This window comes from Colwellia sp., from assembly GCF_013214175.1.
Taxonomy (GTDB): Bacteria; Pseudomonadota; Gammaproteobacteria; order Enterobacterales; family Alteromonadaceae; genus Colwellia.
The window spans coordinates 478,929-503,806 of sequence record NZ_JABSPA010000002.1; the positions used below are offsets into that span (position 1 = coordinate 478,929).

Genomic DNA, 24,878 nt, shown 5'->3' on the forward strand with positions numbered 1-24,878 from the left:
TTAGCCGGGATATACAAAACATAATAAAAACAGATGATTACAGGTTGGAACGATTATTGGATTGTTAGTAGTAAGTTTATCTATTGGCTTAAGCTAATACTTCTTAATGACAGGTTAATATGACCCAAGTAAACAAGACAAAAACTGATTCAAGCAAAAATACAACGCCGCTTACTTCTGTAACTAAAGCCGTATCCGGCTCAGGTATGGATCGTAAAATTACCACTAATGCTAACCCCATAAAAAAATGGCTGGGTCTAACCCTGATAATACTAATGGTTGTTTTTGCTGTTTATATGATAGCTAATAAAAGCACAGGTAAAGTTTTATCGGTAGACAATAGCCGCATAGTGGTGTCAAAAGTTACTTCAGGGATTTTTGAAGATTTCATTCCTATTCGTGGTCGAGTCACTCCAGCAAAAACGGTTTATTTAGATGCCATTGAAGGTGGCCGAGTTGAAAAAATACTGGTGGAAGATGGCGCTAGTTTAACCGCTGGCAACCTTATCGTAGAACTATCAAATGCGTCACTGCAACTCAGTGCTTTAGGTAATGAAACACGCGTAGCCGAGCAGCTAAATAATATGCGTACTATTGAGTTAAATCTAGAGCAAAATCGCTTGCAACATAAGCGTAATATTATCGATATTAAACACCAAATTAAGCTGTTAACCCGTCAAGTTGATCGTTCACAATCCTTGATCGCGACTGGCGCGATCACCAAGACACAAGTAGAAGATAGCGAAGATACATTAGTTTGGTATAAAGATCGTTTGGCATTAACACTTGAAAGTCAGCAATCAGATGCCCGCATGCAAGGTGAGCAATTGGCCTTTTTAAAAGACACCAGTACTCGCTTAGAAAGTAACTTAGTCATTTCACGCAAGAACTTAGAAAACATGAATGTTAAAGCGCCTGTTGCAGGTATCTTATCTGGCTTTAATGTTGAAGTTGGCCAAAGCATTGCTCGTGGTGAGCGCCTTGGTCAAATAGATACCCCTAACGATTACAAGCTGACCGCTTTTATTGATGAATTTTATTTAGGACGTGTTGATATTGGTCAAACCGCTAACTATAAAAATTATTCTTTGGTTATTGCCAAAGTCTATCCACAAGTTCAAAACGGACAATTTGAAGTCGACTTTAAATTTGTCAAAGAGCAACCTAAAGGCATACGCCGCGGACAAACCATTCAAATTAAACTGACCCTAGGCGACGCCAGTGAAGCCATGTTGATTCCTAATGGCGCCTTTTATCAAGATACCGGCGGCAAGTGGCTGTTTGTGGTTAGTGTCGATGGCAGTCAAGCAGTGAAGCGGAATGTGCGCTTAGGTCGACGAAATAACCAATTTATTGAAGTTATTGAAGGCCTTGAGTTAGGTGAGCAAGTTGTCACTAGTCCTTATAGCAGTTACCAAGATATGCAACGACTGAACTTTCAATAAGCGTCATAGCAACAGAAACGTTTATTTAAAAAAGCTAATACAAAAAATACCAAACAAATTTATCGATTGAACCGAACACTAAAAGACTCAAAAAGAGCAAAGGAATACAACATGCTAAAACTACATAATTTAACTCGTATTTATCAAACTGAAGACGTAGAAACATCAGCCTTGAATAATGTAAATATTGAAATAGCCCAAGGCGAGTTTGTTGCCATCATGGGGCCGTCAGGTTGTGGTAAATCAACCTTACTCAACACCATAGGCATGTTGGATTCACCCAGTAGTGGTGAGTACATTTTTGATGGTGAAAATGTTGCCGGTTACCCAGAAAAAAAATTGTCGGTTATTCGTAAAAAGAATATTGGTTTTATCTTTCAAAACTTTAATTTAATTGATGAATTAACTGTTGCTGAAAATATTGAGTTGGCGCTAATTTATCACAACATCCCCGCAGCAGAGCGTAAAGCTAAAGTGAATAAGGTAATGGATAAGGTTGGCATTGCTCATCGAGCCAAACATTTACCGAGTCAGTTATCTGGAGGACAACAACAACGTGTTGCCGTGGCTAGAGCCGTGGTTGGTGATCAAAAAATGATCTTAGCCGATGAACCAACGGGTAATTTAGATAGTGCTCACGGTCAAGAAGTGATGGAAATGTTGCAAGCACTTAACGATGAAGGCACCACCATAGTTATGGTGACTCATAGCCCAGCGCATGCTGACTACGCTAGACGTACCATTAATTTATTTGATGGTCATGTGGTTGCCCAGAGTGTTCGTGTTGCTGAGAAGATGGCTTAACTGCTGATTAGGAGAGTTTATTATGTTTCACAATTACCTTATTACCTTTTGGCGCAATGTTATTAAAAACGGTATTTTTTCGGTCATCAACATTTTTGGTTTAAGCATAGGTTTAATGAGCTGTATTTTAATCATGTTGTTTGTCCGTCAAGAGTCAGGCTTTGATACCTGGCTTAAAGATCATCAGCAGCTAGTACGTATGCACACCGCTTACTCTATACCGAATCAAGAACCGTTTGAAACGGTACGGTCGGCTGGCAGCATGATGCCAGCGATACGAGATTATGCTAAAAATGAAATTGAAACTGGTGTGCGTTTTATTCAGTTTGATTTAACGGTAAGGCAAAATGAAGATGCTTTTCCAGAACAATTTACAATGGTTGATAGCAGCTTTTTTAAACTCTTTGATTTACCTTTTATTCATGGTTCGAAAGAGTCTTCTTTTAACAAACCGATGGATTTGGTTATCACCGAAGAGTTAGCTTATAAATATTTTGGTAAAAGTGATGCGGTCGGCGAAACGCTTACCATTTGCTGTATTGCCGGTAATACCACAACCCTGACTATTACTGGGGTAATAAAAGATTTACCTGATGCTACGCATTTAAATACCGATATGATTGTTTATTTACAACCCGCTTTGTTTGGTGAAAATGATGGCACTTTGCATACCTGGACTAGCCTTAATGTTTATACCTATTTCAAATTAAATCCGGGTATTGATGCGCAACAATTACAAGATCGCATCAGCTTTTGGATGAATAATGAAAGTCCATTAGTTGACATGTTAGTTAATATTTTAGGTGAAAAAGCTTCAGGTAAGCAGGTTACCGATTTTGTTAGGCAACGTATTATGCCGGTGGCTGACCTACATTTACATGCCAAAAGCCAAGCCGGAAATATGGGCGATTTAACGCCCATGGGTGATGGTAAGATGATCACCACCTTTATTATTGTTGCCGGTTTAGTGTTACTAATTGCCTGTATTAACTTCATGAATCTATCTACAGCTAAAGCCAGTAAAAGAGCGCGCGAAGTTGCTATGCGTAAGGTGTTAGGTGCGAGCAGAACACAAGTAGCGATACAGTTTTTAGGCGAGGCTATAGCCTTAGTGCTGTTGTCATTACTGTTTGCTTTGGTGGCAGTAGAGCTAGTGTTACCTTTTTATAATGAAGTATTAGGTAAAGAATTAGCCCTAAACTTACTTGATGAGCCCAGTTTATTGTTGATGTTAGTTGGCCTAGCCATTTGTGTTGGCATTGGCGCAGGAATTTATCCGGCACTTTATTTATCACGCTTTATACCGGGAAAAATTTTACAGTCGAGTAAGAGTGTTGAGTCGAAAAACTCGGCAAAATTTAGAAGTGTCTTGGTAGTTTTTCAGTTTGCTACCTCCATTATTTTAGTGATATCAACCTTGGTGGTTTATGGCCAAACGATCTTCTCTAATAATATGGCGGTGGGTTATGAAAGTGATAACAAGCTGGTACTTAGTATTCGCAATACTGGCGATAACTTAGCCAGCTTAAAACAAGAATTATTAAATTTACCCGATGTAAGCAGTGTAGTTTTTTCATCGGAAGCGCCAACACAAGATAATGAGAATAATAATAATTTCAAATTATTAGAATCCCATGCCAACGGCGTTGCTAACGAAGCTCAGTTAGTTAATTACCATAATATGGGTTATGGATTCTTTGAAGCCTACCAAGTAAAACCTTTGGCAGGTCGATTATTTGATGAAAATTTTGGTACCGACACTATTAAAAAAGTCGCTGAAGGTGAAGTAGGTCAAGCCAGTGTGGTACTAAATCAATCAGCTTTGAAAAAGTTTGGCTTTAGTAGAGCAGAAGATGCCATAGGTAAAACATTAGCCATTGATATTCGTGGTAAACAGCATTTAACCATTGTTGGTGTTATCCCTGATATTTACTTTCGTTCTATTAAGTTTGGTGTCAGAGCCTCGGTTTATACCTTAAATCCACAACGTTTTCGAGTGGCTAACATCTCTTTCACTACTAACAATGTACCTAATTTAATTAGCGATATTGAAGGTGTGTGGAAGAATAACGTGCCTATGCAACCGATTAACTTACAGTTTTTAAGTGAAATGATGGCGGCACAATATCATGATGAATTAACCACAGCGCAGTTGTTCTTGGTATTTTCATTCATTGCCATCGTGATAGCTTGTTTAGGTTTATATGGTTTATCTGCCTTTACCGTAGAAAGAAGAACAAAAGAAATTGGTATTAGAAAAGTCATGGGAGCGAGTGTAAAAGATATAGTGGCATTACTTATCTGGCAATTCTCTAAGCCAGTGGTGCTGGCGAATTTAATTGCTTGGCCAATTGCCGCTTACTTAATGCTAACTTGGTTAGAAGCATTTCCTTATCGCATAAGTGCTATTTGGCTGATACCTATTTGTTTGGGCGTAGGTTTGTTATCACTGATTATCGCTTGGAGTACCGTTGGTGCTAATGCGGCTAAAGTGGCGAGAAAAAATCCAATTAAAGCGCTTAGATATGAATAAGATCATATAAATAAAGAGCATTGCATGCGTTGTAAATAGCTAATGCCAAAGAGAGCGGCAGTTAATTATATTCACTGCCGTTTTTATTTCTTTTTAATTATTGCTCTTAAATGATTACTTGCTCGATGATTCTGCTATTAAATAATCAATGAATGTTTGAGTAAGCAAGTTGTGATGGCTCTCTTTATGAGTCACCAAAGAAAAACGTCTTGATAAGTTCAGTGGTGATTTCAGCGCTACTAAGCCGCCATTTTTTAATTCTTCAGCAATAGATAGCTTAGACAGACAACCTAGACCTAAATCCGCTTTAACTGATTCTTTAATAGCACTTTGTCTGGTCAGCTCCATAGCTAAATTAATTTGTGCGCCCACTTGCTCAATAGCGGCATCAAAAATTGCACGTGTACCAGAGCCTTGCTCTCGCAATACCCAAGACTGTTGTTGAATCTGCTCTAGATTGATCGTTGTTTTTTTTGCTAACGGGTGATTAGGCGGGCAAAAGACTTGTAATTTATCTTCTTGCCAAGGGGTTATTTGTAAGTGTGGATGTAATGCCGGGCCTTCAATAAGGCCAATATTAGCTTGGCCTTTATCTAAGTAATCTATCACCATTTGGGTATTGCCAATGTGTATTGCAGGGGAAACGTCTGGATAGATTTTTATAAAATTAGCGATCAGCTTGGGTAGTAAATAGGTAGCAATGGTGGCACTGGCGACAATTTTCAATACGCCGCTCATCGGGTTTAAATTAGCCAACTGTAAACTGTCAAGAATATCAGCAATTTGGCGCACTTTAGGCAGTGCCTTAAGGCCATTTTCAGTGATCAATAAATCTCGACCAACCCGTTCAAACAGTGGGTATCCTAAGCTTTGTTCTAGCTCTTTTAATGCTTGGCTCGCCGCGGACTGGCTTAAAGCTATTTCATTAGCGGCTTGAGTTAGTTTACCTAAACGTGCAGTCGCCTCAAAAAGTTGCAGTTTCTTTATTGAAATAGTCATAACTTGTATTGACCTTAATAGCCGTTTTATAGTTCGGTTTATCCGATACTATACATTTAAACTATCCATTATTCTTATTATATTGATTGGGTTATATTATATTCCATAAAGTGATGAATCGTTGATTCACTCGTATACTCAATATCAGAAAGAGGTCCATTATGCCTACCTATATAGTTCTACCCGTTATTGCCTTAGTGGCAATTGCCCTCGCAAGTATTCCACAAGTATCGGCTTTTGGTTTAAGTGCACTACCTTTAGCTATTCTATTAGGGATGAGCTATGGCCATTTTTTATTAAGAGTAGAAGATGAAAAAGACCATCAGTTTTCACATTTTTGTAAACAAAAAATGCTCAGGTTAGGCATTATCTTATTTGGCTTTGGTTTAAGTTTTCAGCAAATAGTTGCTGTGGGCTGGCAAGCTGTGGTTATTGACCTAGTAGTGATTACCGTCATTTTTAGTGTCGGAACATTTGTTGGTATAAAAGTATTTAAGTTACACCGGGATGTTGCGATATTAACTGCCGCAGGTAGCGCTATTTGTGGGGCAGCAGCTATTTTAGCAACTGAATCTGTGCTGAAACCAAAACAACAACATATTACCATTGCTATTGCCACGGTAGTGCTCTTCGGTACCCTAGCCATGTTTAGTTATCCTTTCATTTATCAGTGGGTTGCGATGAATGATCACACCTTTGGTATTTATATTGGCAGTACCGCTCATGAAGTTGCGCAAGCGGTGGCTGCTGGGCAAAGTATTAATGTTGAAACCATGCAAACGGCGGTAGTGGTAAAACTTATTCGGGTGATGATGTTAGCGCCGTTTATTATCATGTTAAGTCTGGTGTTAACACGTTTGAATCGTAGTGATGACGCTGGCAGTAACGAAAAAAGTGTTGTTGCTATTCCTTGGTTTGTTTTTGGCTTTATGGCAACAGCTATGATCAATAGTATGTTCGTTTTACCTGAAATAGTTAAAATAAGTTTTAGCTTTGCGAGTCAATTTTCATTAGCTATGGCGATGGCTGCATTAGGAGCACACACTCGTTGGGCAACTATCAAGGAAGCTGGACCTAAACCGTTATTATTAGCTACATTACTTTTCATCATGTTAATTTTTGGTGGTTTTTTCTTAACTTCTTGGTTAAGTTAAGGTTACTTGAGCTAGCGGAGTATAAGTTGCATTGAATAAAATTAAAATTAAATTTAAACCTTTTTTGTTCAAGTTGCATCTCACTTAGCAGTGACCAAAAAATACTGCTAAGTGATTGGAAACTTCAAGCACTTAGTAATACCAATACTAATAAAAAATATACGGAGATACTTTATGTTAAACATGAAAAATACTTTTAAATATGCACCAATTGCACTGCTCTTAATGGCAGGTGGCTTGCAAGCAAAAACATATAATGAAGAATTGAATGTAGCAGCTGGTGGTTTATTAAAGTTAGAGACTGATGTTGGTGCTATTGATATTGAAACTCATGCCAAGGATACGGTATTGATTGAAGTAAATATTAGCGGTAAAGATGAAGACAAGATGCAGGTAAATATTAAAAAGTCCGGTGATAATGTCAGTATTAATGGTGACTTAGATCGCAGTGGCTTTGGTTTTGGCTCAACAAGTATCAGAGTAACTTATAAAATAACCTTGCCGGAAAACTATAATATTGATGTAAACACGAGTGGCGGCTCTATTGAAATTGAAAACCTAACAGGTAAAGTTGATGCCTACACCTCGGGTGGTTCTATTTCTGTTGAAGAGGTAGTCGGTGACGTAAATATTAAAACCTCGGGTGGTAGTTTAGATCTTGATAATGTCATTGGTAAAATTAATGCTAAAACCTCAGGTGGCAGCATTAAGCTGAAATTACCGAAGAACCCAACCAAAGATAGTAAGTTAAAAACTTCGGGTGGCTCTATTACCGCTTATTTAGCTAAAGATGTTGCGGTAAACCTTACAGCTAAAACCAGTGGCGGTCGTGTCTCTAGTGAGTTCACGGTCAATGGCGAAATCAGCAAACGCAAAATTGAAGGCACTATCAATGGCGGTGGCCCTGAACTGGTATTAAAAACCAGTGGTGGTAGTGTCCGTATTAAAGAAATATAGGTTTAATCTAGCAGCGTTTATGCTGTTGGTAATACTTTGATATCAAGTAAGAATAAAAGCGTAATAAGAGATTATTACGTTTTTTTTGCTTTTAGCTAATTAGTTTTTATAGGCTATAGTAATTATTTCATCACTAATTATGATATAAATTAAGTTCTGTTACTGAGCTAGAGGTAATGTATGGGTATTGAACACGGTAAAGTATCTATTAGCCTAAAGGGCAATATCATTGTTGTCCGAAATGTCGGTGCTTTTAATGAATACGGCGCACAGAAATATACTAATGGTGTCGAGGCTATTGTAGATGATTTACAGGATGCCAGCTTTTCTATTCTCGTTAATAATCTAGAATTTCAAGGGGCTACACCAGAAGCTTATCAAGAACTGGAAAATTATAATATTTGGTTGAACCAGCAAAAGCTCATTGCTAAAGCCATGGTTATCACCTCAAATACCACCTTAGATGTCATCAATAAGTTATCACCCTCTAGAGCATCACAACAAACACGCAGTTTTGATAATGAAGAAGATGCTATGCATTGGCTGCAATCACTCAGTTAAAATCACATAAAAACACTTCAGTTTAGCGATAACACATCCATACTCGCCGTTTTTTATCCCGATAAAAAACAACGATTACTTGTCAAATAATCATTGGCAAAGCACTTATTTTGGCATTCTTAGTTGGCACTGCTTAGCAAAGTAAACTGGTTAATGCTATGCGGTCGTTATATTCATAGTATTGTGCATTGCAAAGTGCAAAGCCCTCAAAAAATACTGGCTTAATCTTTAGTAAATTTTTATCAAGCTATTGAATAATTGGTATTTAATGTATCGGAATGAATATTGCTTAGTATAAGTATTCATTTATATTTGAGGTATTTATTATGTCAAATGCAATAAAACCCGTCATTGGTACCAGTGGCGATGATGTTATTACCACGGGGGTTGGTTCCCAAGTCATAAGTGCTGGCGGTGGTGATGATATTGCCTATTCGGGTTCAGGTACAGATGAGATAATTGGCGGCTCCGGCAATGATTTATTATATGGGGAGTCTGGGAATGATGTGCTTTGGGGCGGTGGCGGCCCTAAATATATCAAACTAAATCAACTAGAAATAAATACAGATTATGAAGGCAGCATCGTTTTTGAAGGTGAAACTGCTGGTTATAGAAATACTCTTGGTAGTTATAAAATTGATGAAAATGGCGATATTATCGATGTGGTTTTTCATTTCACCAATGCCAGTAGTAACGGCTCTGGCGGTACGTTAACACCAGGAGTAAGCAGTAGTAACCTTAGTTTGACTGCCGGAGAGCAAGTGGGATTTTTTATTGTAGCTAATGGCTATAGTGTAAATAACAGCTACCAAGGACTGGACTTCGATACTGGGCAATTAGTGTTTAGAGATAGCCTAGGAAATATTGCAAATATTGATGATAGCAATCCAACATTGTGGTTTGTTGCCCTAGATGGCAGTGAAACACAAATTCAAACCAACAAATATCACTCTGCTGATGGCCAGATTAGTGACTATAATCTCAATCCGGATGGCATATCTCACATTGTAGGTTTAATGAGTCCGCCTGATGGTTATATAAGGTTGGGTTTTGAAGATTTATATAATGGTGGCGATCTGGACTTTGATGATTGTGTCTTTACTGCTTATATAGGTACAAGTAATACTGTTTTACCGGCAAGTCCACCATCAAGCGGCGGCGTCCTTGAGGATGATGACGAGCTTCATGGCGGCAGTGGTAATGATCAGCTTCATGGCAGAGCTGGAGATGACTTACTCTATGGCGAAAATGGCAGTGACTATATATATGGTGGCTCAGGAGTAGATACAGCTTACGGTGGTAGCGGCAGTGATTATATCGAAGGTGGCTCTGGTGACGATAGCCTCTTTGGGGGAAATGGCCATGATGAGATTATTGGCGGTTCAGGTGATGATACTATTTATGGTGATAGTGGTAATGATCAGCTGACAGGTAATTCAGGTAACGATACTATTTTTGGTGGTACTGGCGCTGATATCATCGAAGGTGGTGGTGGAGACGATGTTATTGATGGCGGTTCAAGTCAAGATACAATTAATGGCGGATCCGGCGCAGATACAATTGATGGCGGCTCAGCATCGGATACAATTAATGGCGGTTCTGGCGCAGATATTATTGATGGAGGTAGTGGCTACGATACTATTAATGGTGGTTCTGGCGCAGATATTATTGATGGAGGTAGTGGCTACGATATTATTAATGGTGGCTCTGGCGCAGATATTATTGATGGTGGTAGTGGCCACGATACTATTATTGGTGGCTCTGACGCAGATACAATTAATGGTGGTAGTGGCTCAGATACTATTAAGGGCGGCTCTGGCGCAGATATAATTTATGGTGGTAGTGGCTCAGATGATATTACGGGTGGTTCAGGTGATGACTATATAAATGGTGGCTCTGGCCGTGACGTTCTTCATGGTGGCTCAGGCAATGATACTTTTATTACTGGCTCAGGAAGAGATACGGTCAATGGTAGTAGCGGTAGTGATACTGTGTCATACGCTGAGACAACTAGCGGAGTAAACATTGATCTTCATGGCAAGCGTACTACTGGCGGAGATTCAGATACCCTTTTGTCCATTGAGAATGCGATAGGTTCAGACTTTGCCGACTACATTAAAGGCACAGGTGGTGATAATGAATTAGCAGGCGGTGCTGGTAATGATCTTATTCGAGGCGTTAGAGGAAATGATACCTTAACCGGTGGTTTGGGCGAAGATACCTTTACCTGGAAAGAAAGTGATTTAAGCGGTTACTTAGATACGATTACTGATTTTGATGCTAGCGATGATATTTTACAATTTACTTTGACTGAAGACTTCAGCCTTAGCAATGTTTCCGATTGGCTAAATTTAGTCGAAGTTGATGGAAATACTATAGTGCAAATTGATCTTGATGGTACGGGAGGTAATTATGGTTTTAGTAATTTTGTTGTCCTTGAAAATATAGACGATTTAAATTTACTGCAACTTAATATTGATCTAATAGCATAACTATATGTCGAGCCAATGGGCAGATCTCCGACAAGCAACCATTAAGGCGTTAGCACTTATTTGGTTACTCAGTCTGCTGGTTTCTTTAGCGAATTTGGCGATTCCCTTTTACACCTTACAAATATTTGATCGGGTACTACCAAGTAAAAGTAAAGAAACATTAATAATGCTGTTAGTGGCTATTTCTATTTTTGGTTTACTCTTAATAGGCTGCGAAATTTTACGTCGAAAAGTGGCAGCATGTTTAGCCAATTTTATTGAAAAAACCACTGAGCCTTATTTATTGGATAAACTGCTCAGTAATATTCATCAATCCGCTGAACAGCGACAATCGACCTTACATCAATTAAAAACACTACGCACCTTTGCCACCAGTCCAACGTTATTTGCGGTAATGGATACCACACTGATACCTATACTTATTATTGCTATTTTTGCCCTCCATCCATTTTTTGGTTATGTACTGACAATTGCCAATATTATGTTTTTTTTAGTGATCATTTTTCAACATTATTCACTAAGTAAAACCCAAGACATTCATCAAAAATCTAGTCAGGCTCAACAGAGAAAAAACCAATCTTTTGTGTTAAATATACCCGCATTTAGAGCTATGGGCATGGCTGATGCTTGGTTTGAGAAAACGAGAAAGGTCAGTGAACAAGCACAAAAAATGCAGTGTATACATGAGAATACTAATCATACTTTTCAAAGTGTCAATTTGAGTATTCGTTGGCTATTTCAAATAATAGTACCAACGTTAGGAGCTTATTTACTTATCACAAGTCAAATCTCTGCCGGCGTGATGTTGGCTGCGTTAATGCTTAGCATGCGAGGTATAATGCCCTTTGACATTTTAGTGAATAGTTGGCAACTGGTCTCAAGTACTTGGCAGATAGTCGTGCAATTAAAAGTAACTGATGACTTGAGTCATAATGAAAAAATAATACAGCCACCAGAAAAAATCATTGGAAGAGTTTTTATAAAAGGCTTAGTGGTAAAAGACCCTATAAGTAAATCGAGCATATTGTCGGTTCATGAATTTGAGGCAATACCAGCTTCGTTTAACGTGATTATAGGACCAAATGGTAGTGGTAAAACACTATTATTAGAGAGTATCTTGGGTAATGTAGCCATTGATAAAGGCAAGGTGTATATCGATGAAATTAATACCAAGTTTATCGACCGTCAATGGTTAGGTAAACAACTAGGCTATGTCCCGCAACGTTTACATCTGCCAAATGCTTCAATTAAAGATATCATTTGTCATCATGAAGAATGCAACGAAAGTAAGTTGATTCATGCCGCTAAAACTGCCGCAGTTCATCAAACTATCTCATCACTGCCAGAGGGCTATGAAACCACGGTGAACATGACAAGTGCTGGTTTATCCTTGGGCATATTACAAAGGGTTTGTTTGGCTAGAGCTGTATACCATCAACCACAATTACTGATATTTGATGAAGCGGATGCGTATTTAGATGAAGCAGGAAAAAAAGCCTATTTGAGCTTAATTATGAGCGCTAAATCTGCTGGCTGTACAGTTATTGCAGTAACTCAAAACACTAAAATACTCGGTGTTGCCGATAAAGTACTTTTAATTGATAAAGGTGAAGTTGAATATTCAGGGACGGTTTCAAGTCTGCAAGCCTTTGTTCAAAAAAGTGCTTCGCAGCGAGTGCATCCGCTATTTAGTTAGGGAGAAAGTTATGACTTCACAAAGGATAGATTTGAGCAGCTATAAATTATGTTTGGGCTTACTCTTATTCGTGGTTATTTCACTCTTTTATTTATGGGCTTCATTTGCGCCAATGAGTAGTGCCGCTATTGCACAAGGCTACATACGCTCTAGTGGCTTTAGCAAAGAAATTCAGCATCTGGGTGGTGGAATAGTTACTAAGATTAATGTCGACGAAGGGCAAACAGTCCGCAAGGGTGATGTCTTGGTACAGCTAAAAAATGATCAACCTCGTCTTAGTATCAAGAGCAAACTTAACCAGTTACTGCATTTATTACTACAGCGTGAATTACTTACAGCAATGTTGAATAAACAAGAAAAGCTAATGGTAGGGTTAGAAACACTGAAGTTATCAGAAAAGTTATCTCAAGAAAGCCGGTTGTTTTTCAATCATTCACAGTTAAAAAAACAACGAGATATAGAGCGAGAATTGATGGCATTACACAATAGTCAACTTCACCAAATTAAATTGGCTATTGTCGGAAAAAAGAAAGAAAAACAAAGCTACCAAGATCAATTAGCATCACTAGAACTTGAGCGAGGCACCTATGAAAAACTTGCTAGTAGTGATTTTTATGCCAGACAAAAATTACAGCCAATAAACCGTAATATCACGATAATCATGGCGAATATTACTGGTATTGATACCGAAATAGCGCAATATCAACTAGAAAATAAGCAGCAACAACTTTCAGAAATTAATAGAAAAAGTCAGAGTGATTATCAATATCAACTGCAGTTATTTGCAATTACCGCTCAAATTCCGGTAATAACCAGTGAACTGGGGCAATTAAAATTAACTATTGATCGTTCTGCGATTAGAGCGACAGTAGCAGGAAAAATCAGCAACCTTTCTATTCACTCTGTTGGCGGAACAATAGCTTCTCAGCAAGTGTTGATGGAAATAGTACCTGAAAATGATCATTTAATCGTTGAAGTAAAATTATCCCCTGATGATATCGATGGTATAAGGCTAGCGGCGAAAACTCAAGTCCGCTTGACTGCTTACAATCAGCGAAAAATGCCTATGATTGCTGCAACAGTTATTCAAATATCGCCGGATCGGATGTTTGATTCCAAAGGTCAGCCCTATTATCGTGTAGCGTTGCAAGTGAATGATATTGAAAATATGGAAAGTTTGGGACTTGAGCTTCGTCCTGGTATGGGAGCCGAAGCATTTATTGAAACGGGTAATCAAACATTAACGGATTACCTATTTTATTCGTTATTTCAAGGCAGTGAACGAGCATTTAGAGATAACTAATTTCATGCATGTCTACATATACTCTTGAATTGTAGTGTCCGTATTAAAGAAATATAAGTTTAATCTAGCAGCGCTTACGCTGTTGGTAATACTCTGATATCAAGTAAGAATAAAAGCGTAATAATAGATTATTACGTTTTTTTTGCTTTTAGCTCATTAGTTTTTATAGGCTATAGTAATTATTTCATTACTAATTATGATATAAATTAAGTTCAGTTACTGAGCTAGAGGTAATGTATGGGTATTGAACACGGTAAAGTATCTATTAGCCTAAAGGGCAATATCATTGTTGTCCGAAATGTCGGTGCTTTTAATGAATACGGCGCACAGAAATATACTAATGGTGTCGAGGCTATTGTAGATGATTTACAGGATGCCAGCTTTTCTATTCTCGTTAATAATCTAGAATTTCAAGGGGCTACACCAGAAGCTTATCAAGAACTGGAAAATTATAATATTTGGTTGAACCAGCAAAAGCTCATTGCTAAAGCCATGGTTATCACCTCAAATACCACCTTAGATGTCATCAATAAGTTATCACCCTCAAGAGCATCGCAACAAACACGCAGCTTTGATAATGAAGAAGATGCGATGCATTGGCTGCAAACCTTAAGCTAATATTTATGCTCCCAACATTAGCTTAACCTTAACCTTAACTTGAACCTTAAACGCCCCCCTAATTTCACTAGCTATACTTGCTGTTATGTATATTCAAATACGTGAGCATAGCTATGAGCATTTCCCCTCAGCAGCCCTTAACTATAAATGAATCTGCAATAAATGAATTAACGATAAAACAGTTCTTTGATAGGGATAGCTGTACTTATACTTACTTATTAGTTGATGCCAAAACTCACCAAGGTGCGATTATTGATGGGGTTAAGGAGCAACTCAAGCGTGATCTGCAATATATTGAGGAATTGGGCATTGAGCTACTTTATGCTATTGAAACCCACGTTCATGCTGATCACATTAGCTCTGCAGGTTTAATCAGACAAAAAACTGGTGCTAAAATAGTTTATAACCAAGCGGCAGGCATCAAATCTATTGATATTGCGTTGAATGATGGAGATATGCTTCCCCTTGGCCATAGTCACATTAAAGCGATACGTACACCGGGACATACCAGCGCTTGTATGAGTTTTTACATCGCTGGCGGAGTTATTAATGGCGCAGCATTTAACGGCATGGTTTTCACCGGTGATACTTTGCTGATAAGAGGTTGCGGTCGGACAGACTTTCAGCAGGGAAATTCAGTGGAACTCTACCATAGTGTCACTGAAAAGCTGTTTAGCTTAAATGATAAAACCATTGTCTATCCCGGCCATGATTATAATGGCAATACCAGCTCAACGATTGCTGAAGAGAAGCAATGGAACCCTAGGCTTGGTAAACAAATATCTCTGGCTGATTTTATCGATATTATGAGTAATCTGAACCTAGCATTACCTAAAAAAATTAATGAAGCTGTACCTGCAAATGAGGGCTGTGGTATTAACTTTAACCCCAATATTTATGTGCATGAAGACTTTTCTATGACTTCGCTTTATCAAGTATGGCAACAACAAAATCTGGCAAACTTGATCATTGATAACCGCAGCGAAGATGAATATTTACAAGGGCATATCCCCGACAGCCAAAATATCCCTTTAGGTACAGAAGCAGCTCATCTCGAAGCGCTTAAAAGCTTTAAACATATTTATATTTACTGTCATTCAGGTCGAAGATCTCAAACTGCCTTAACTAATTTAGCCATGATGGGGCTAGAAAATATCACCTGTGTTAGTCATTCAGGCATTGCTGAATGGCAAGCGCTGGGCTATCCGATTTCGCTGTAGCCCAGCCAAGTTGTTACAATGCCTGAGCATACTCGTTAACTAAGAAGTCTGTGTAAGCAATATCACCGCGGTAGCGCGACAGGTGGGTGGTATCTCGATACATATCAGAGTTAACTTCTTTAATATCTTGATGATTTTTTATCTTGATACCCGTCGCCTGTTCAATTTGTTTTATTGCTTGCGCGAGTCGTATTTTTGCCTCGGGTGTGTAGTGAATATAGCGACTGTTCTTTGGCAGCATAACCACTTCCACTTTATCGGAAAAGCGTTGGAAGTTTTTCACTATGCCAATGAAGCTTTCTACTAAAAAGGGTTCAAAATGTAACTCTTCAATGTCAGCAGACCGAATACGACTCAAACGATCATTTTTCATCCTAGCCTCAGTTTGTGAGGCGGCATAATAGCTATCAAATATTGCTAGCGTCTCGGCAGAACGTTCTTGCGGAATAGTACCAGCACCTCGCCAAGGGTAATACCACTCTTCACCTGAGTAGTTTGGATAGTCTTTTTCGAATGCTTCGTTTAACTCTTTACCCAAACTTCTACGGGCAGTTATCGTTTCTTTATCATCTTTAAAGCGTTGGCCTCTTTGTGGTGGAAATAACTCCCTCGAATAATAACTAGTGACCATTTCAGCGGAGACATGATTGCGGATATATTTAATGTTAAATAAATGAATACCTCTGCTGAGATCTTCTTTTAATATTTGCCATAACTCGGCATCGTTAGACAACATTGTAATAAACGAATCTAAAGAGAATTTTGCCCTGTTCCAGCGTGTGCTTGTCGTTTGAAAAGGATTGAATTCAATTAAAGCCAGTTTAAGTTTTCTGTCTTGTTCGACAAATTGCTCAGCTAAACGTCTTGATAGTAAATCTTGGTAATAAGGATTCAAACCGCCAAAACCAAAATTAAATGAGGTTATATCTTTGCCCATAGCTTTTAAGTCACCATCAAACTTTCGTGGTGAAAAACCAGCACGGGTCATGGAAGAGCCGTAAAACATTACCAAATCATTTGGCTCAGCGATTATTTGCGGGATTGCTGCTTGTGCCTGTAATACCCGTCCTAAAATACCTTGTTTATTGGCACCATTGGCATCGAGCAAAAGGCGCACTAAGCCCATGGCTGCCATCATGCCAAGTACAATGGCTAAGGTTATTTTAACAAATACTCGTCTATCTTCGGCTTGGACTGCTGTGGGACTTGTGACTTGCTCAGCAGATACCTGTTCAGTTGGTGCTTGTTCACCTAAAGTAATTGCTTCATTCATCTCTGCTGATTGCATCTTATTAAAATTGGAAGTAGATAAACTCATTACTTGGTTCTCCTATTAATAAACAAATGGCTTGGCCTAAAATAATTAGCAACCAAAACTGCCAGTTTTTCTTTTCCAATTTATCTGCTGACTTAATGACAAAGTAGTCCATCACATGCATCAATAATACCCACACCGACGTTAAGATAAATATGCTCCAGGCATTAGCACCTAACTGACTCGCGCTACCAAAAGTATGTAAATTACCAATAATGATTATTGCGCTATTTATGTCGATTGCTCTAAAAAACACCCAACCAATAAGAATTAAATAGAAGGTTACCGCCCACTTAACGAAGCTGACAGCTAAGGTATTGCTGCGATTAAAACGGCTGAATATCTGCAAGTTAGCAAGGTAATGGGTAAGGGTAATAATTGCGCCATGAAATGCGCCCCAAGCAACAAATGTCCATGCAGCGCCATGCCATAAACCACCTAATAACATGGTTAAAAATACATTACGGGTACGATTATTATTTCTATTGCCACCTAAGGAGATGTATAAATAATCCTTCAACCAGCTCGATAAGGAAATATGCCATCTACGCCAGAAATCGACCGGAGATTTAGCAAAGTAAGGTACTCTAAAGTTAAGCGGAATATTAAAACCGAGCAAAATAGCTAAGCCAATGGCCATATCGGTATAACCGGAAAAATCACCATAGATTTGCCCAGCAAATGCCAGCACACCAGTCCACATTTCTAAGGTGCTTAATGACTCTTGCGCAGCAAAAGCTTTATCTGCTGGAATAGCGAGAATATCGGCACCAGTTTTTTTGATTAAACCGACAGTAATTAATAAAAAGCCATGTTTTGCTTCTAGCCATTTCGGCATAGATATCACGTGCATCTGTGGCAAGATATGTTTGGCTCTAAGAATAGGGCCGGCAACTAATTGCGGGAAAAAAGACAAGGCGGCGACAAATTCAACTAGGCCTTTACGGGGTTTCATATCACCACGGTACACATCTATGGTGTAACTCATACTTTGGAAAGTATAAAAAGAAATACCCACAGGTAGCACCCAAGAAAGAGTGGTAAATGAGGCTTGATAGCCCAGTACTGATAATAAATCGGCAACAGAAGCTATGGCAAAATCTGCATATTTAAAGGTGGCTAAAATGCCTAAATTGAGTACCAGCGATAAGGTTAGCCAACCTTTTTTGTTGCCTTGACTCGATGAGTTGAAAATAGCTTGAGCAATAAAATAATCGGCAATACCACTACCCACTAATAACGGAATAAAGCTGTAATTCCAGCCGCCGTAAAAGATCAAGCTACTGACTAACAACAGGTAAACTTTAGGGGTTTGTTTTAAAAAGGCGAAGCCATAAAACAAAATAAAAATGCAAAAGAACCAAAAGAATATCGGAGTATTAAATATCATTGTGACCTCCTATTCTCTGCTCTACAGCGCGTTTGTTAAGTAATAAATTCATGTTGTGCTCTTTTTTAAAGACGAGTCTATCGAGCCTAAGGCCTAACATTTTTAAAATGATTGGCGTGGATTAGGAAAAGTACGTAGCTCGTCTTTACGTTAAATGCTTATGTGGCTTTGAGTTCTATCGTCTCAATTTATATGAAGTGACTTCGGGCAATGTGGTTAGCATTGATATGGAAAACTTATTCAATGGCACCGTTTTCAATAAGGTAGCTAGTTATTTCGCTGATACGTGACATGTTTAGTGGTGAACGAATTTTAAGACCGTCAGATAAACCTGTTTTTACCGATAAGTTAACATCAGCACCTTGATTAACAAGTAACTGAGTCATCTCAAAATACCCTCTTCTGGTTGCATTGATTAACGGTGTTTCATCACCTCTTACGATGCCATTTATATCTGCGCCATTATCAATAAGTAATTGCGCTAGGGCTATATTGTTAGTCATGGCTGCGGTAATTAATGGGTTACCATCACCCCGTGATGATTGGTTAACATTGGCGCCTAAATCAATGAGTGCTTGCACCATTTCACGGTTATCTTGTTTGACGGCAATAATTAACGCTGTGCCATCACCAATCGCTGGCGTATTAATATCAACACCTTGGTTTTGCATTTGCTCAATGGTGGCAATATCATTTTTCATTACCGCAGCAATCAATTGCTCACCTTGTACCGATGGCAGTAATGAATAATGTTGAGCATTTTGTCGTGTATCACTGATGCTAATTTTTGGTACAAATGCCTGTGAAACTTTAATCGTCAGTACTGATAAACCTAGGCATACAGCAATAATTGTTAACATGCTTGGCGTTTTCAGTTTTTTACTTTTAAGTACAGTGCTAATACGATTGTTCAATTCTTTCTTCTGGCTAAATAATCCCATGGCTAATACGCTCCGTTGTTGGGTAATCATTAATTTTGCACAATCAATCAGTGATTGGGCATATTGTTTGTTATTGTTCAGTTGTTTTACCGCTCGTAAATCACAAGCTAATTCTCTATCGATATGAATTTTGTTATTGAGTAAGCGAATCACCGGGCTCCACCAAAACACCACGGCAATAAACTCTTGAAAATGGCTAAACCAAATGTCATTACGCTGAATATGAGCAAGTTCGTGCAATACTATCGGGGCTAATTGTTCGCTGCTTAATTGCTGCATCATGTTTTCAGGTAAAATGATTCTAGGGCTAGTTAAACCCACCACCATAGGCGAGTTAATTTGGCTAGCGCTGAAAATTTTAATATCAGTCTTAGACACGAGTGCTTGGATACTTTTTTTCTCAACGGGCTTGCTCATTTTGATTAACTTTCGAGTCCGTAAAAATGAACCGAAAACCATTAAGCTACGCCATAAGCTGCCGATAAACCAAACCACAACCAGTGCCGTTAATATTCCACTAAATTGAAAAACAATTTCACTGGGCATGTGCCATAAAGCTTGCTCCTGTAATGGCATAACAACATTTTCTAAGTTCGGTTGAGCTGCACTTGCATCAACTACTGTATTTGATTTTGTCGATGCAGGCTTGGCCGCAATAGGTAATGCTGACGTGGTTGAAAGTAATGTTATAGGCACTAAAGTTGAGGTGATAAAGGCAGTCATTAATACCCAACTACGCATTTCTGCACTGGTTTTTAGTACCTTACCTAGCACTAAAAGAATCAGTATCAGCAAGCCACCAATAACAATATGGTGTAATGCTAATGTGGTTAACAATGTGTATTGAGCAATCATAGTGACGTACCTTTATCTTTTATTTTCTATCTTTATTTTCTATTTTTTATCTACAGCGAAAAGTCTCAATGCAGCTAATCGTCGGCGCGATCAATTTGTTTTTGCAATGCCGCTAAGTCATCCAATTCAATATCTGTTTCTTCCATTAAATGTTGCGCCAGTACTTCGGGTGAACCACCAAAGAACTTATTGAGCAGAGAAGTCAGTGCGCCTTTTCGGGCATCTTTCTGCGTGATTTTAGGGGTATAAATAAAAGCCTTACCTTCTTTATGAAAATCGGCGTAACCTTTGTCCGCTAAAATTTTACACATGGTTTGCACCGTGGTGTAAGCAGTGGTTTTTTGTTCACTGAGTATATCGGCGATTTCTCTAACCGAGGCTTGCTCCTTCTGCCAAAGAATTTCCATAATGCTTTGTTCACTGTCAGTGAGTTGGGTTGATTTTTTACGAGCCATTTTTCTTCCTACTAATTAATTAGTTTTAAATACTATAGCGGCTGGTTAATTTTTTATCAACTAATTAATTAGTTTTTAGGTTTTTTTGAGGGGAGTTGTAATAATAAGGGGGTGAGGAAATAGTTATTAGTGAGCTGTAACGCTACCTGACACAAGCTTATTGAAGTGGCTTGGCTATAGATAAAGTCTGGCGTGGGCATTGGAAAAGTTAGCGTTCGGTTGATCTTTAGATCTTCTGAACGCTAAGTTGAGCATTTTATAAATACGTTTTTTCAGCCTTAGTTACCTTCTCCAAATAATGACGAGACTCGGCTTTGGGGTGTTTCTTGGTCAGTAAATAATATACATCTCTAGATGACTTCGTATTGAGTATTTTCATCGCAGTTTTACGATTACCATGAAAGGTTTTTAATACATTTCCGGCACCGCCATTGTAAGCCGAAATAATTGAATAATGGCGACTGGTTGTATTTGTCACATCTTTCAAATAATTATTATTGAGAATGTGTAAATAGGCTGAGCCAATATCAATATTAAACGCCGGATCAAATAGTTGCTGTTTGGTTGGCATGCCTTTTTTCTTTTTTATACGTTGAAAAACATCGGCTCCGGCTGTTGTAGGTACTACCTGCATTAAGCCGTAGGCATTCGCTGTACTTACAGCAAATGGGTTAAAGCTGCTTTCGGTTTCAATTATGCCGTATATCAGTTGTGGTGATATTTGATAACGTTTAGCCGCTGCAAGTACATATTTACTGTATTTTTGTTCACGTAAATGTTGATGCTTTTCAACCATCTTAATTTTAACAGCATAAATTTGTTTTTCATTTTTACTGTATTTCTGTAGGTTGAATTCGGTTAAGTGGTTGGCGAATCGATTGGCGCGCCATTGATATTCAATGGGTTTATTGTCGCGGTCAACTACCTGCTGGTACAAATAAGGTTTGCCTGATAGTTGTGGTGCGTCGCTTGAAAATATGTCCGTTTTTCGAGGATCGGATGTCGATAATAAGGTAGTGACTATGGCACTTTGTAAGTTTTCCAACGTTTTAACTTGCGACTTATCAGCTAACGTTTCGATTAAAATGATGCCTTTTTCAAAATCAACAATTGCTCGTGCTTTGTAGTTATTAGTGTATTTAACCAGTTTTTTATTGTTAGGAATTTGCGGATTATCTTCGCCCCACACATCGCCGATATGTTTACTCAATTCATCGAGCAAATATTTGATGTCATTGAGATCTTGTTGAATCAGCTTATTAGTTTTAACTGCTTGATCAGCAATAGTAATGAGATCAGTATCGTCAGAATTTATTTGCTTAATCAAGGTTTCAACACTACGGATTGAGGCGAATTTTGGGGTACTTTTACAACTGGTTAAAATCATAATTATAAGTAACAACAGCATTTTTTTAAACATTAAACGGCGACCTTTAATTTATTTACTGCTCATACAACATTGTATAGATTCATCGGTAAAAAATACAAGCGCGGTAACAGAATAAGGCTAATTTTTTTACGTGTCAGAGCTATGACTATTTGATATTCAATTAATAAGGTTCGCTTTTTTATTAAGTGAACAGTAAGTGACCATTAGGTGAGGTTATTTTTAGCAAGTCAACCGTAAAAATTGCGGGACTTATCCCAAATTAATGTTCATATATTTTCTAATGAATTATTCTTGTCATATTACTGAGACGTACTCATAAGATACAGTTAGGCCATTTATTTTAGTATAAAGGGAGTGTCATTTTTTTTTACACTTTGAGCTATGTAACGAGATTAAAAGGAATAAACACTTAAATAACAAGTGGATATATATATGGCTCAAATATTGCCTAGATTGTGCTAATTGATTTTTAATTTGAAAAATATGGAGATAAAAATGAAATCGTGTTTAGTTGCTTTGTTATTTGTATTTACTGGAATGGCACATGCTACAGTTATTCCATTTGGCGTGGAAAATGATTATAGCAAAACTCAAACGCTTAGTGATGGTTGGAGTATTGTTTACCAAGGTGGTTACGGAACAACTTTTGATTTGAATACTTTAATCAGCGGATTGGATTCTAACGTATCAGTTGCTTTAGCTGGAGCTACTTCTGATGGCGCAATTAACTTTGATGTTTTTGCAGCTACAACTGCAGGCATATTAAATTCAATTACAGGTAAGAATGCTACTATTTTTGATAATGGAGCTTTTTGGTACCATAATGATTTATCTGTAGGCTTCAGTAATGTAAGTACTATTACTCAAGGTCAGGCAGATACATTCAATTCTAGTAACCGCGCAGCATTATCATGGCATACGATCTCTAGTGACAACAATACTACCAGATACGGCGGATGGCGTAGTGGCTCAAATACGGGACTGAATTCTAACAATATATTTCAACGGTATGTTTTAATTGGCACTCCAGTTGAAGTTCCAGAGCCAACATCATTAGTATTACTTGGTCTTAGTTTAGTAGGACTTAGCTTTGCAAGAAAAAATAAAGCTAAGTAGTTAAAAGTAACAGCTTGGTAGAAAAAGTCTCGATTGTATCGGGACTTTTTTATGTCTAACACAATATACACTGGGACAAATTAAGACTGATTTCCTATTGTCACGAAATTTCAACTTTCAATTATTTAGCCTCATTGATAGAAAATCTACTCCGAATCAACTTTTATCGTCATTTGTTAAGGTTTAATTATTTATAGACCAATGGCAATGTAATGGTCGCAATTGCACCCGTTGAATTAGCTTTTTCGTTCACATCAGCTATGCCAGCTAAATCCGTGCGATTAGTCAGAGTTAGTTCGCCTTGATGATTCGATATTATTTGTCTGCTTAGCGCTAAACCAATGCCCGAACCTGTCTCTTTAGTGGTATAAAATGGCACAAATAAATTGGCGCTATTAGCGATGCCACAGCCTTGATCTAGCACCTTAATAATTACTTGCTGCTTAGTTTGGAAAACCTGTACTTCAATTGCTTGGTTTGGCTCAGGCTCCTGGTTTTGGCCTAGGTCTAGGTCTTTATTTGGCTTAGCTTTTGCAAGCTGCGCTTCTTTGCCATTTTTTATCAAATTGAGTAATACTTGCTCCAATTGGCCTTTATCGGCTTTGATCATTAGCGGGCTAGAGAGGTTAACCTTCACCTGCTGTACTAAGCTGGCAATACCCTGCAGTAGCTCAGCTAAATCGAACTGCTGATAAGTAGGTGAGGGCAGTTTGGCTAAATCGGAATAACTATCAATAAATGCCAAGAGGTTATTACTGCGGTTATCAATAATTTTAATCGCTTGCTGACACTGCTCTGGTGTGAGATCTGGCATTTCTAATAAGTTTTGGCTCAGTGCCGAAATAGGCGTTAACGAATTACGCACTTCATGGTTGAGAATACGGATAATATTTTGCCAAGCTTGCTGCTCATTTTTTTGTAATTCTTGGCTAATATTATTGAGCATGAGTAGCTGATAATTATTGTTATTTTCTTTGAATTCACTTTGTCTGATTTGCCACTTCTTTTGTGTGTTCTGGGTATTCGATTCATTGTTTTCATTGAAAGTCCAAAAACCATCAACTTTTTTTAGTCCTAGTTTTTGTGCTGATTTTTGTTTTAATGTTTGCCAAGGCACTGAGAATAATTGGCTTACGGCGGGGTTGGCATGTTGTAGCTGATCGTTTTTATCTAAAATAAGCACAGGTGATTCTAATTGCTCAATCAAACCATACAGTAAAAACATTTGTTGGTCATAGCGGCTTTTACTTACTTGCAAACTTTGACTTAAACTAGATAGTTCATTAAATAATTTAGCCACTATGCCCTGACTAAAAGGTGATTTAGCCCTAAGACTGTAATCTTCCATTTTTAGTGCTTCAGTTAAGCTGGTTAAGCTGTAATAGGGCGTGATAACTAATCTATAGAGCGCTATGACTATACAGGTGTAAACAATGGTAAGTACCAGACCTACCGTTGACCAGCCAAGGATGTTGAAGCCAAAGCCAATACCCACGGCAATATAGAGCAGTATTGTCGGAATCAAGCTGGCGATAATAAGCCAGCTAAAGTGATGCTCGAGGCTAACGCTTGTATTAGTGTTAGTACTAAGATTTTGAATCAATTTGGTATTTCTCTAGTCATCGAATCTAAAT

The 24,878-nt window shown here is 38.2% G+C and carries 19 protein-coding genes; 12 read left to right on the forward strand and 7 right to left on the reverse strand.

What is annotated here, in order from left to right; all coding sequences use genetic code 11:
• The first annotated feature begins 119 nt into the window (after positions 1-119).
• From HRT55_RS05150 to HRT55_RS05160, 3 genes are all read left to right on the forward strand, one after another.
• Entirely contained in the window at positions 120-1,445 is a 1,326-nt protein-coding gene (locus HRT55_RS05150) for an HlyD family efflux transporter periplasmic adaptor subunit (protein WP_291619403.1), read from the forward strand.
• Between the two features lie 111 nt (positions 1,446-1,556).
• On the forward strand, positions 1,557-2,249 hold the full coding sequence (locus HRT55_RS05155) for an ABC transporter ATP-binding protein (protein ID WP_291619404.1): 693 nt from the start codon (positions 1,557-1,559) through the stop codon (positions 2,247-2,249).
• A 22-nt stretch (positions 2,250-2,271) separates the two neighbouring features.
• Positions 2,272-4,782 carry an ABC transporter permease gene (locus tag HRT55_RS05160; RefSeq protein ID WP_291619405.1) on the forward strand — a complete coding sequence of 837 codons (2,511 nt, stop codon included), beginning with the start codon at positions 2,272-2,274 and terminating at the stop codon, positions 4,780-4,782.
• 114 nt (positions 4,783-4,896) lie between these two features.
• Here the strand turns inward: HRT55_RS05160 and HRT55_RS05165 are convergent, their stop codons facing one another.
• On the reverse strand, positions 4,897-5,781 hold the full coding sequence (locus HRT55_RS05165; RefSeq protein WP_291619406.1) for a LysR family transcriptional regulator: 885 nt from the start codon (positions 5,779-5,781) through the stop codon (positions 4,897-4,899).
• A gap of 161 nt (positions 5,782-5,942) precedes the next feature.
• On the opposite strand from HRT55_RS05165, the gene HRT55_RS05170 reads away from it, so the two are divergent.
• From HRT55_RS05170 to HRT55_RS05205, 8 genes are all read left to right on the forward strand, one after another.
• Positions 5,943-6,935 (forward strand): YeiH family protein, encoded by a 993-nt coding sequence (locus tag HRT55_RS05170; RefSeq protein WP_291619407.1) that lies wholly within the window; start codon positions 5,943-5,945, stop codon positions 6,933-6,935.
• Positions 6,936-7,109: 174 nt separating this feature from the next.
• On the forward strand, positions 7,110-7,892 hold the full coding sequence (locus tag HRT55_RS05175; protein ID WP_291619408.1) for a hypothetical protein: 783 nt from the start codon (positions 7,110-7,112) through the stop codon (positions 7,890-7,892).
• A 180-nt stretch (positions 7,893-8,072) separates the two neighbouring features.
• Positions 8,073-8,453: a hypothetical protein gene (locus HRT55_RS05180; RefSeq protein ID WP_291619409.1), complete on the forward strand. Its 381-nt coding sequence runs from the start codon at positions 8,073-8,075 to the stop codon at positions 8,451-8,453.
• Positions 8,454-8,779: 326 nt separating this feature from the next.
• The gene (locus HRT55_RS05185) at positions 8,780-10,945 is read left to right on the forward strand and encodes a DUF4114 domain-containing protein (protein ID WP_291619410.1); all 2,166 of its coding nucleotides are present in this window, start codon (positions 8,780-8,782) and stop codon (positions 10,943-10,945) included.
• 4 nt (positions 10,946-10,949) lie between these two features.
• Positions 10,950-12,641: an ATP-binding cassette domain-containing protein gene (locus HRT55_RS05190; protein ID WP_291619411.1), complete on the forward strand. Its 1,692-nt coding sequence runs from the start codon at positions 10,950-10,952 to the stop codon at positions 12,639-12,641.
• Between the two features lie 10 nt (positions 12,642-12,651).
• Positions 12,652-13,944, forward strand: coding sequence for an HlyD family type I secretion periplasmic adaptor subunit (locus HRT55_RS05195; RefSeq protein WP_291619412.1), 1,293 nt, complete (start codon positions 12,652-12,654; stop codon positions 13,942-13,944).
• A gap of 237 nt (positions 13,945-14,181) precedes the next feature.
• On the forward strand, positions 14,182-14,562 hold the full coding sequence (locus HRT55_RS05200) for a hypothetical protein (RefSeq protein WP_291619413.1): 381 nt from the start codon (positions 14,182-14,184) through the stop codon (positions 14,560-14,562).
• A 113-nt stretch (positions 14,563-14,675) separates the two neighbouring features.
• The gene (locus tag HRT55_RS05205) at positions 14,676-15,782 is read left to right on the forward strand and encodes a rhodanese-like domain-containing protein (protein ID WP_291619414.1); all 1,107 of its coding nucleotides are present in this window, start codon (positions 14,676-14,678) and stop codon (positions 15,780-15,782) included.
• Between the two features lie 13 nt (positions 15,783-15,795).
• On the opposite strand, the gene HRT55_RS05210 is transcribed toward HRT55_RS05205, so the two are convergent.
• From HRT55_RS05210 to HRT55_RS05230, 5 genes are all read right to left on the reverse strand, one after another.
• Positions 15,796-17,100 (reverse strand): hypothetical protein, encoded by a 1,305-nt coding sequence (locus HRT55_RS05210; RefSeq protein ID WP_291619415.1) that lies wholly within the window; start codon positions 17,098-17,100, stop codon positions 15,796-15,798.
• A complete protein-coding gene (locus HRT55_RS05215) occupies positions 17,075-18,487 on the reverse strand; it encodes an MBOAT family protein (RefSeq protein WP_291619416.1) in 1,413 nt (470 codons plus the stop codon). The genes HRT55_RS05210 and HRT55_RS05215 overlap by 26 nt, the downstream gene beginning before the upstream one ends.
• A 236-nt stretch (positions 18,488-18,723) precedes the next feature.
• Positions 18,724-20,283 carry a M56 family metallopeptidase gene (locus tag HRT55_RS05220; protein ID WP_291619417.1) on the reverse strand — a complete coding sequence of 520 codons (1,560 nt, stop codon included), beginning with the start codon at positions 20,281-20,283 and terminating at the stop codon, positions 18,724-18,726.
• Positions 20,284-20,357: 74 nt separating this feature from the next.
• The gene (locus HRT55_RS05225) at positions 20,358-20,738 is read right to left on the reverse strand and encodes a BlaI/MecI/CopY family transcriptional regulator (RefSeq protein ID WP_291619418.1); all 381 of its coding nucleotides are present in this window, start codon (positions 20,736-20,738) and stop codon (positions 20,358-20,360) included.
• A 256-nt stretch (positions 20,739-20,994) separates the two neighbouring features.
• Positions 20,995-22,158, reverse strand: a complete 1,164-nt coding sequence (locus tag HRT55_RS05230; protein WP_291619419.1) for a murein transglycosylase domain-containing protein — start codon at positions 22,156-22,158, stop codon at positions 20,995-20,997.
• Between the two features lie 465 nt (positions 22,159-22,623).
• Between HRT55_RS05230 and HRT55_RS05235 the strand changes: the two genes are divergently transcribed.
• Positions 22,624-23,244: a PEP-CTERM sorting domain-containing protein gene (locus HRT55_RS05235; protein WP_291619420.1), complete on the forward strand. Its 621-nt coding sequence runs from the start codon at positions 22,624-22,626 to the stop codon at positions 23,242-23,244.
• A gap of 187 nt (positions 23,245-23,431) precedes the next feature.
• Here HRT55_RS05235 and HRT55_RS05240 read toward each other — a convergent pair whose 3' ends face one another.
• Positions 23,432-24,847 (reverse strand): ATP-binding protein, encoded by a 1,416-nt coding sequence (locus tag HRT55_RS05240; RefSeq protein ID WP_291619422.1) that lies wholly within the window; start codon positions 24,845-24,847, stop codon positions 23,432-23,434.
• Positions 24,848-24,878: the final 31 nt, after the last annotated feature.

Excerpts from the sequence above, each read along its gene's own strand:
- HRT55_RS05150 (WP_291619403.1), top strand. The coding sequence starts at position 120 with ATGACCCAAGTAAACAAGACAAAAACTGATTCAAGCAAAAATACAACG.
- HRT55_RS05155 (WP_291619404.1), top strand. The coding sequence starts at position 1,557 with ATGCTAAAACTACATAATTTAACTCGTATTTATCAAACTGAAGACGTA.
- HRT55_RS05160 (WP_291619405.1), top strand. The coding sequence starts at position 2,272 with ATGTTTCACAATTACCTTATTACCTTTTGGCGCAATGTTATTAAAAAC.
- HRT55_RS05165 (WP_291619406.1), bottom strand. The coding sequence starts at position 5,781 with ATGACTATTTCAATAAAGAAACTGCAACTTTTTGAGGCGACTGCACGT.
- HRT55_RS05170 (WP_291619407.1), top strand. The coding sequence starts at position 5,943 with ATGCCTACCTATATAGTTCTACCCGTTATTGCCTTAGTGGCAATTGCC.
- HRT55_RS05175 (WP_291619408.1), top strand. The coding sequence starts at position 7,110 with ATGTTAAACATGAAAAATACTTTTAAATATGCACCAATTGCACTGCTC.
- HRT55_RS05180 (WP_291619409.1), top strand. The coding sequence starts at position 8,073 with ATGGGTATTGAACACGGTAAAGTATCTATTAGCCTAAAGGGCAATATC.
- HRT55_RS05185 (WP_291619410.1), top strand. The coding sequence starts at position 8,780 with ATGTCAAATGCAATAAAACCCGTCATTGGTACCAGTGGCGATGATGTT.
- HRT55_RS05190 (WP_291619411.1), top strand. The coding sequence starts at position 10,950 with ATGTCGAGCCAATGGGCAGATCTCCGACAAGCAACCATTAAGGCGTTA.
- HRT55_RS05195 (WP_291619412.1), top strand. The coding sequence starts at position 12,652 with ATGACTTCACAAAGGATAGATTTGAGCAGCTATAAATTATGTTTGGGC.
- HRT55_RS05200 (WP_291619413.1), top strand. The coding sequence starts at position 14,182 with ATGGGTATTGAACACGGTAAAGTATCTATTAGCCTAAAGGGCAATATC.
- HRT55_RS05205 (WP_291619414.1), top strand. The coding sequence starts at position 14,676 with ATGAGCATTTCCCCTCAGCAGCCCTTAACTATAAATGAATCTGCAATA.
- HRT55_RS05210 (WP_291619415.1), bottom strand. The coding sequence starts at position 17,100 with ATGAGTTTATCTACTTCCAATTTTAATAAGATGCAATCAGCAGAGATG.
- HRT55_RS05215 (WP_291619416.1), bottom strand. The coding sequence starts at position 18,487 with ATGATATTTAATACTCCGATATTCTTTTGGTTCTTTTGCATTTTTATT.
- HRT55_RS05220 (WP_291619417.1), bottom strand. The coding sequence starts at position 20,283 with ATGATTGCTCAATACACATTGTTAACCACATTAGCATTACACCATATT.
- HRT55_RS05225 (WP_291619418.1), bottom strand. The coding sequence starts at position 20,738 with ATGGCTCGTAAAAAATCAACCCAACTCACTGACAGTGAACAAAGCATT.
- HRT55_RS05230 (WP_291619419.1), bottom strand. The coding sequence starts at position 22,158 with ATGTTTAAAAAAATGCTGTTGTTACTTATAATTATGATTTTAACCAGT.
- HRT55_RS05235 (WP_291619420.1), top strand. The coding sequence starts at position 22,624 with ATGAAATCGTGTTTAGTTGCTTTGTTATTTGTATTTACTGGAATGGCA.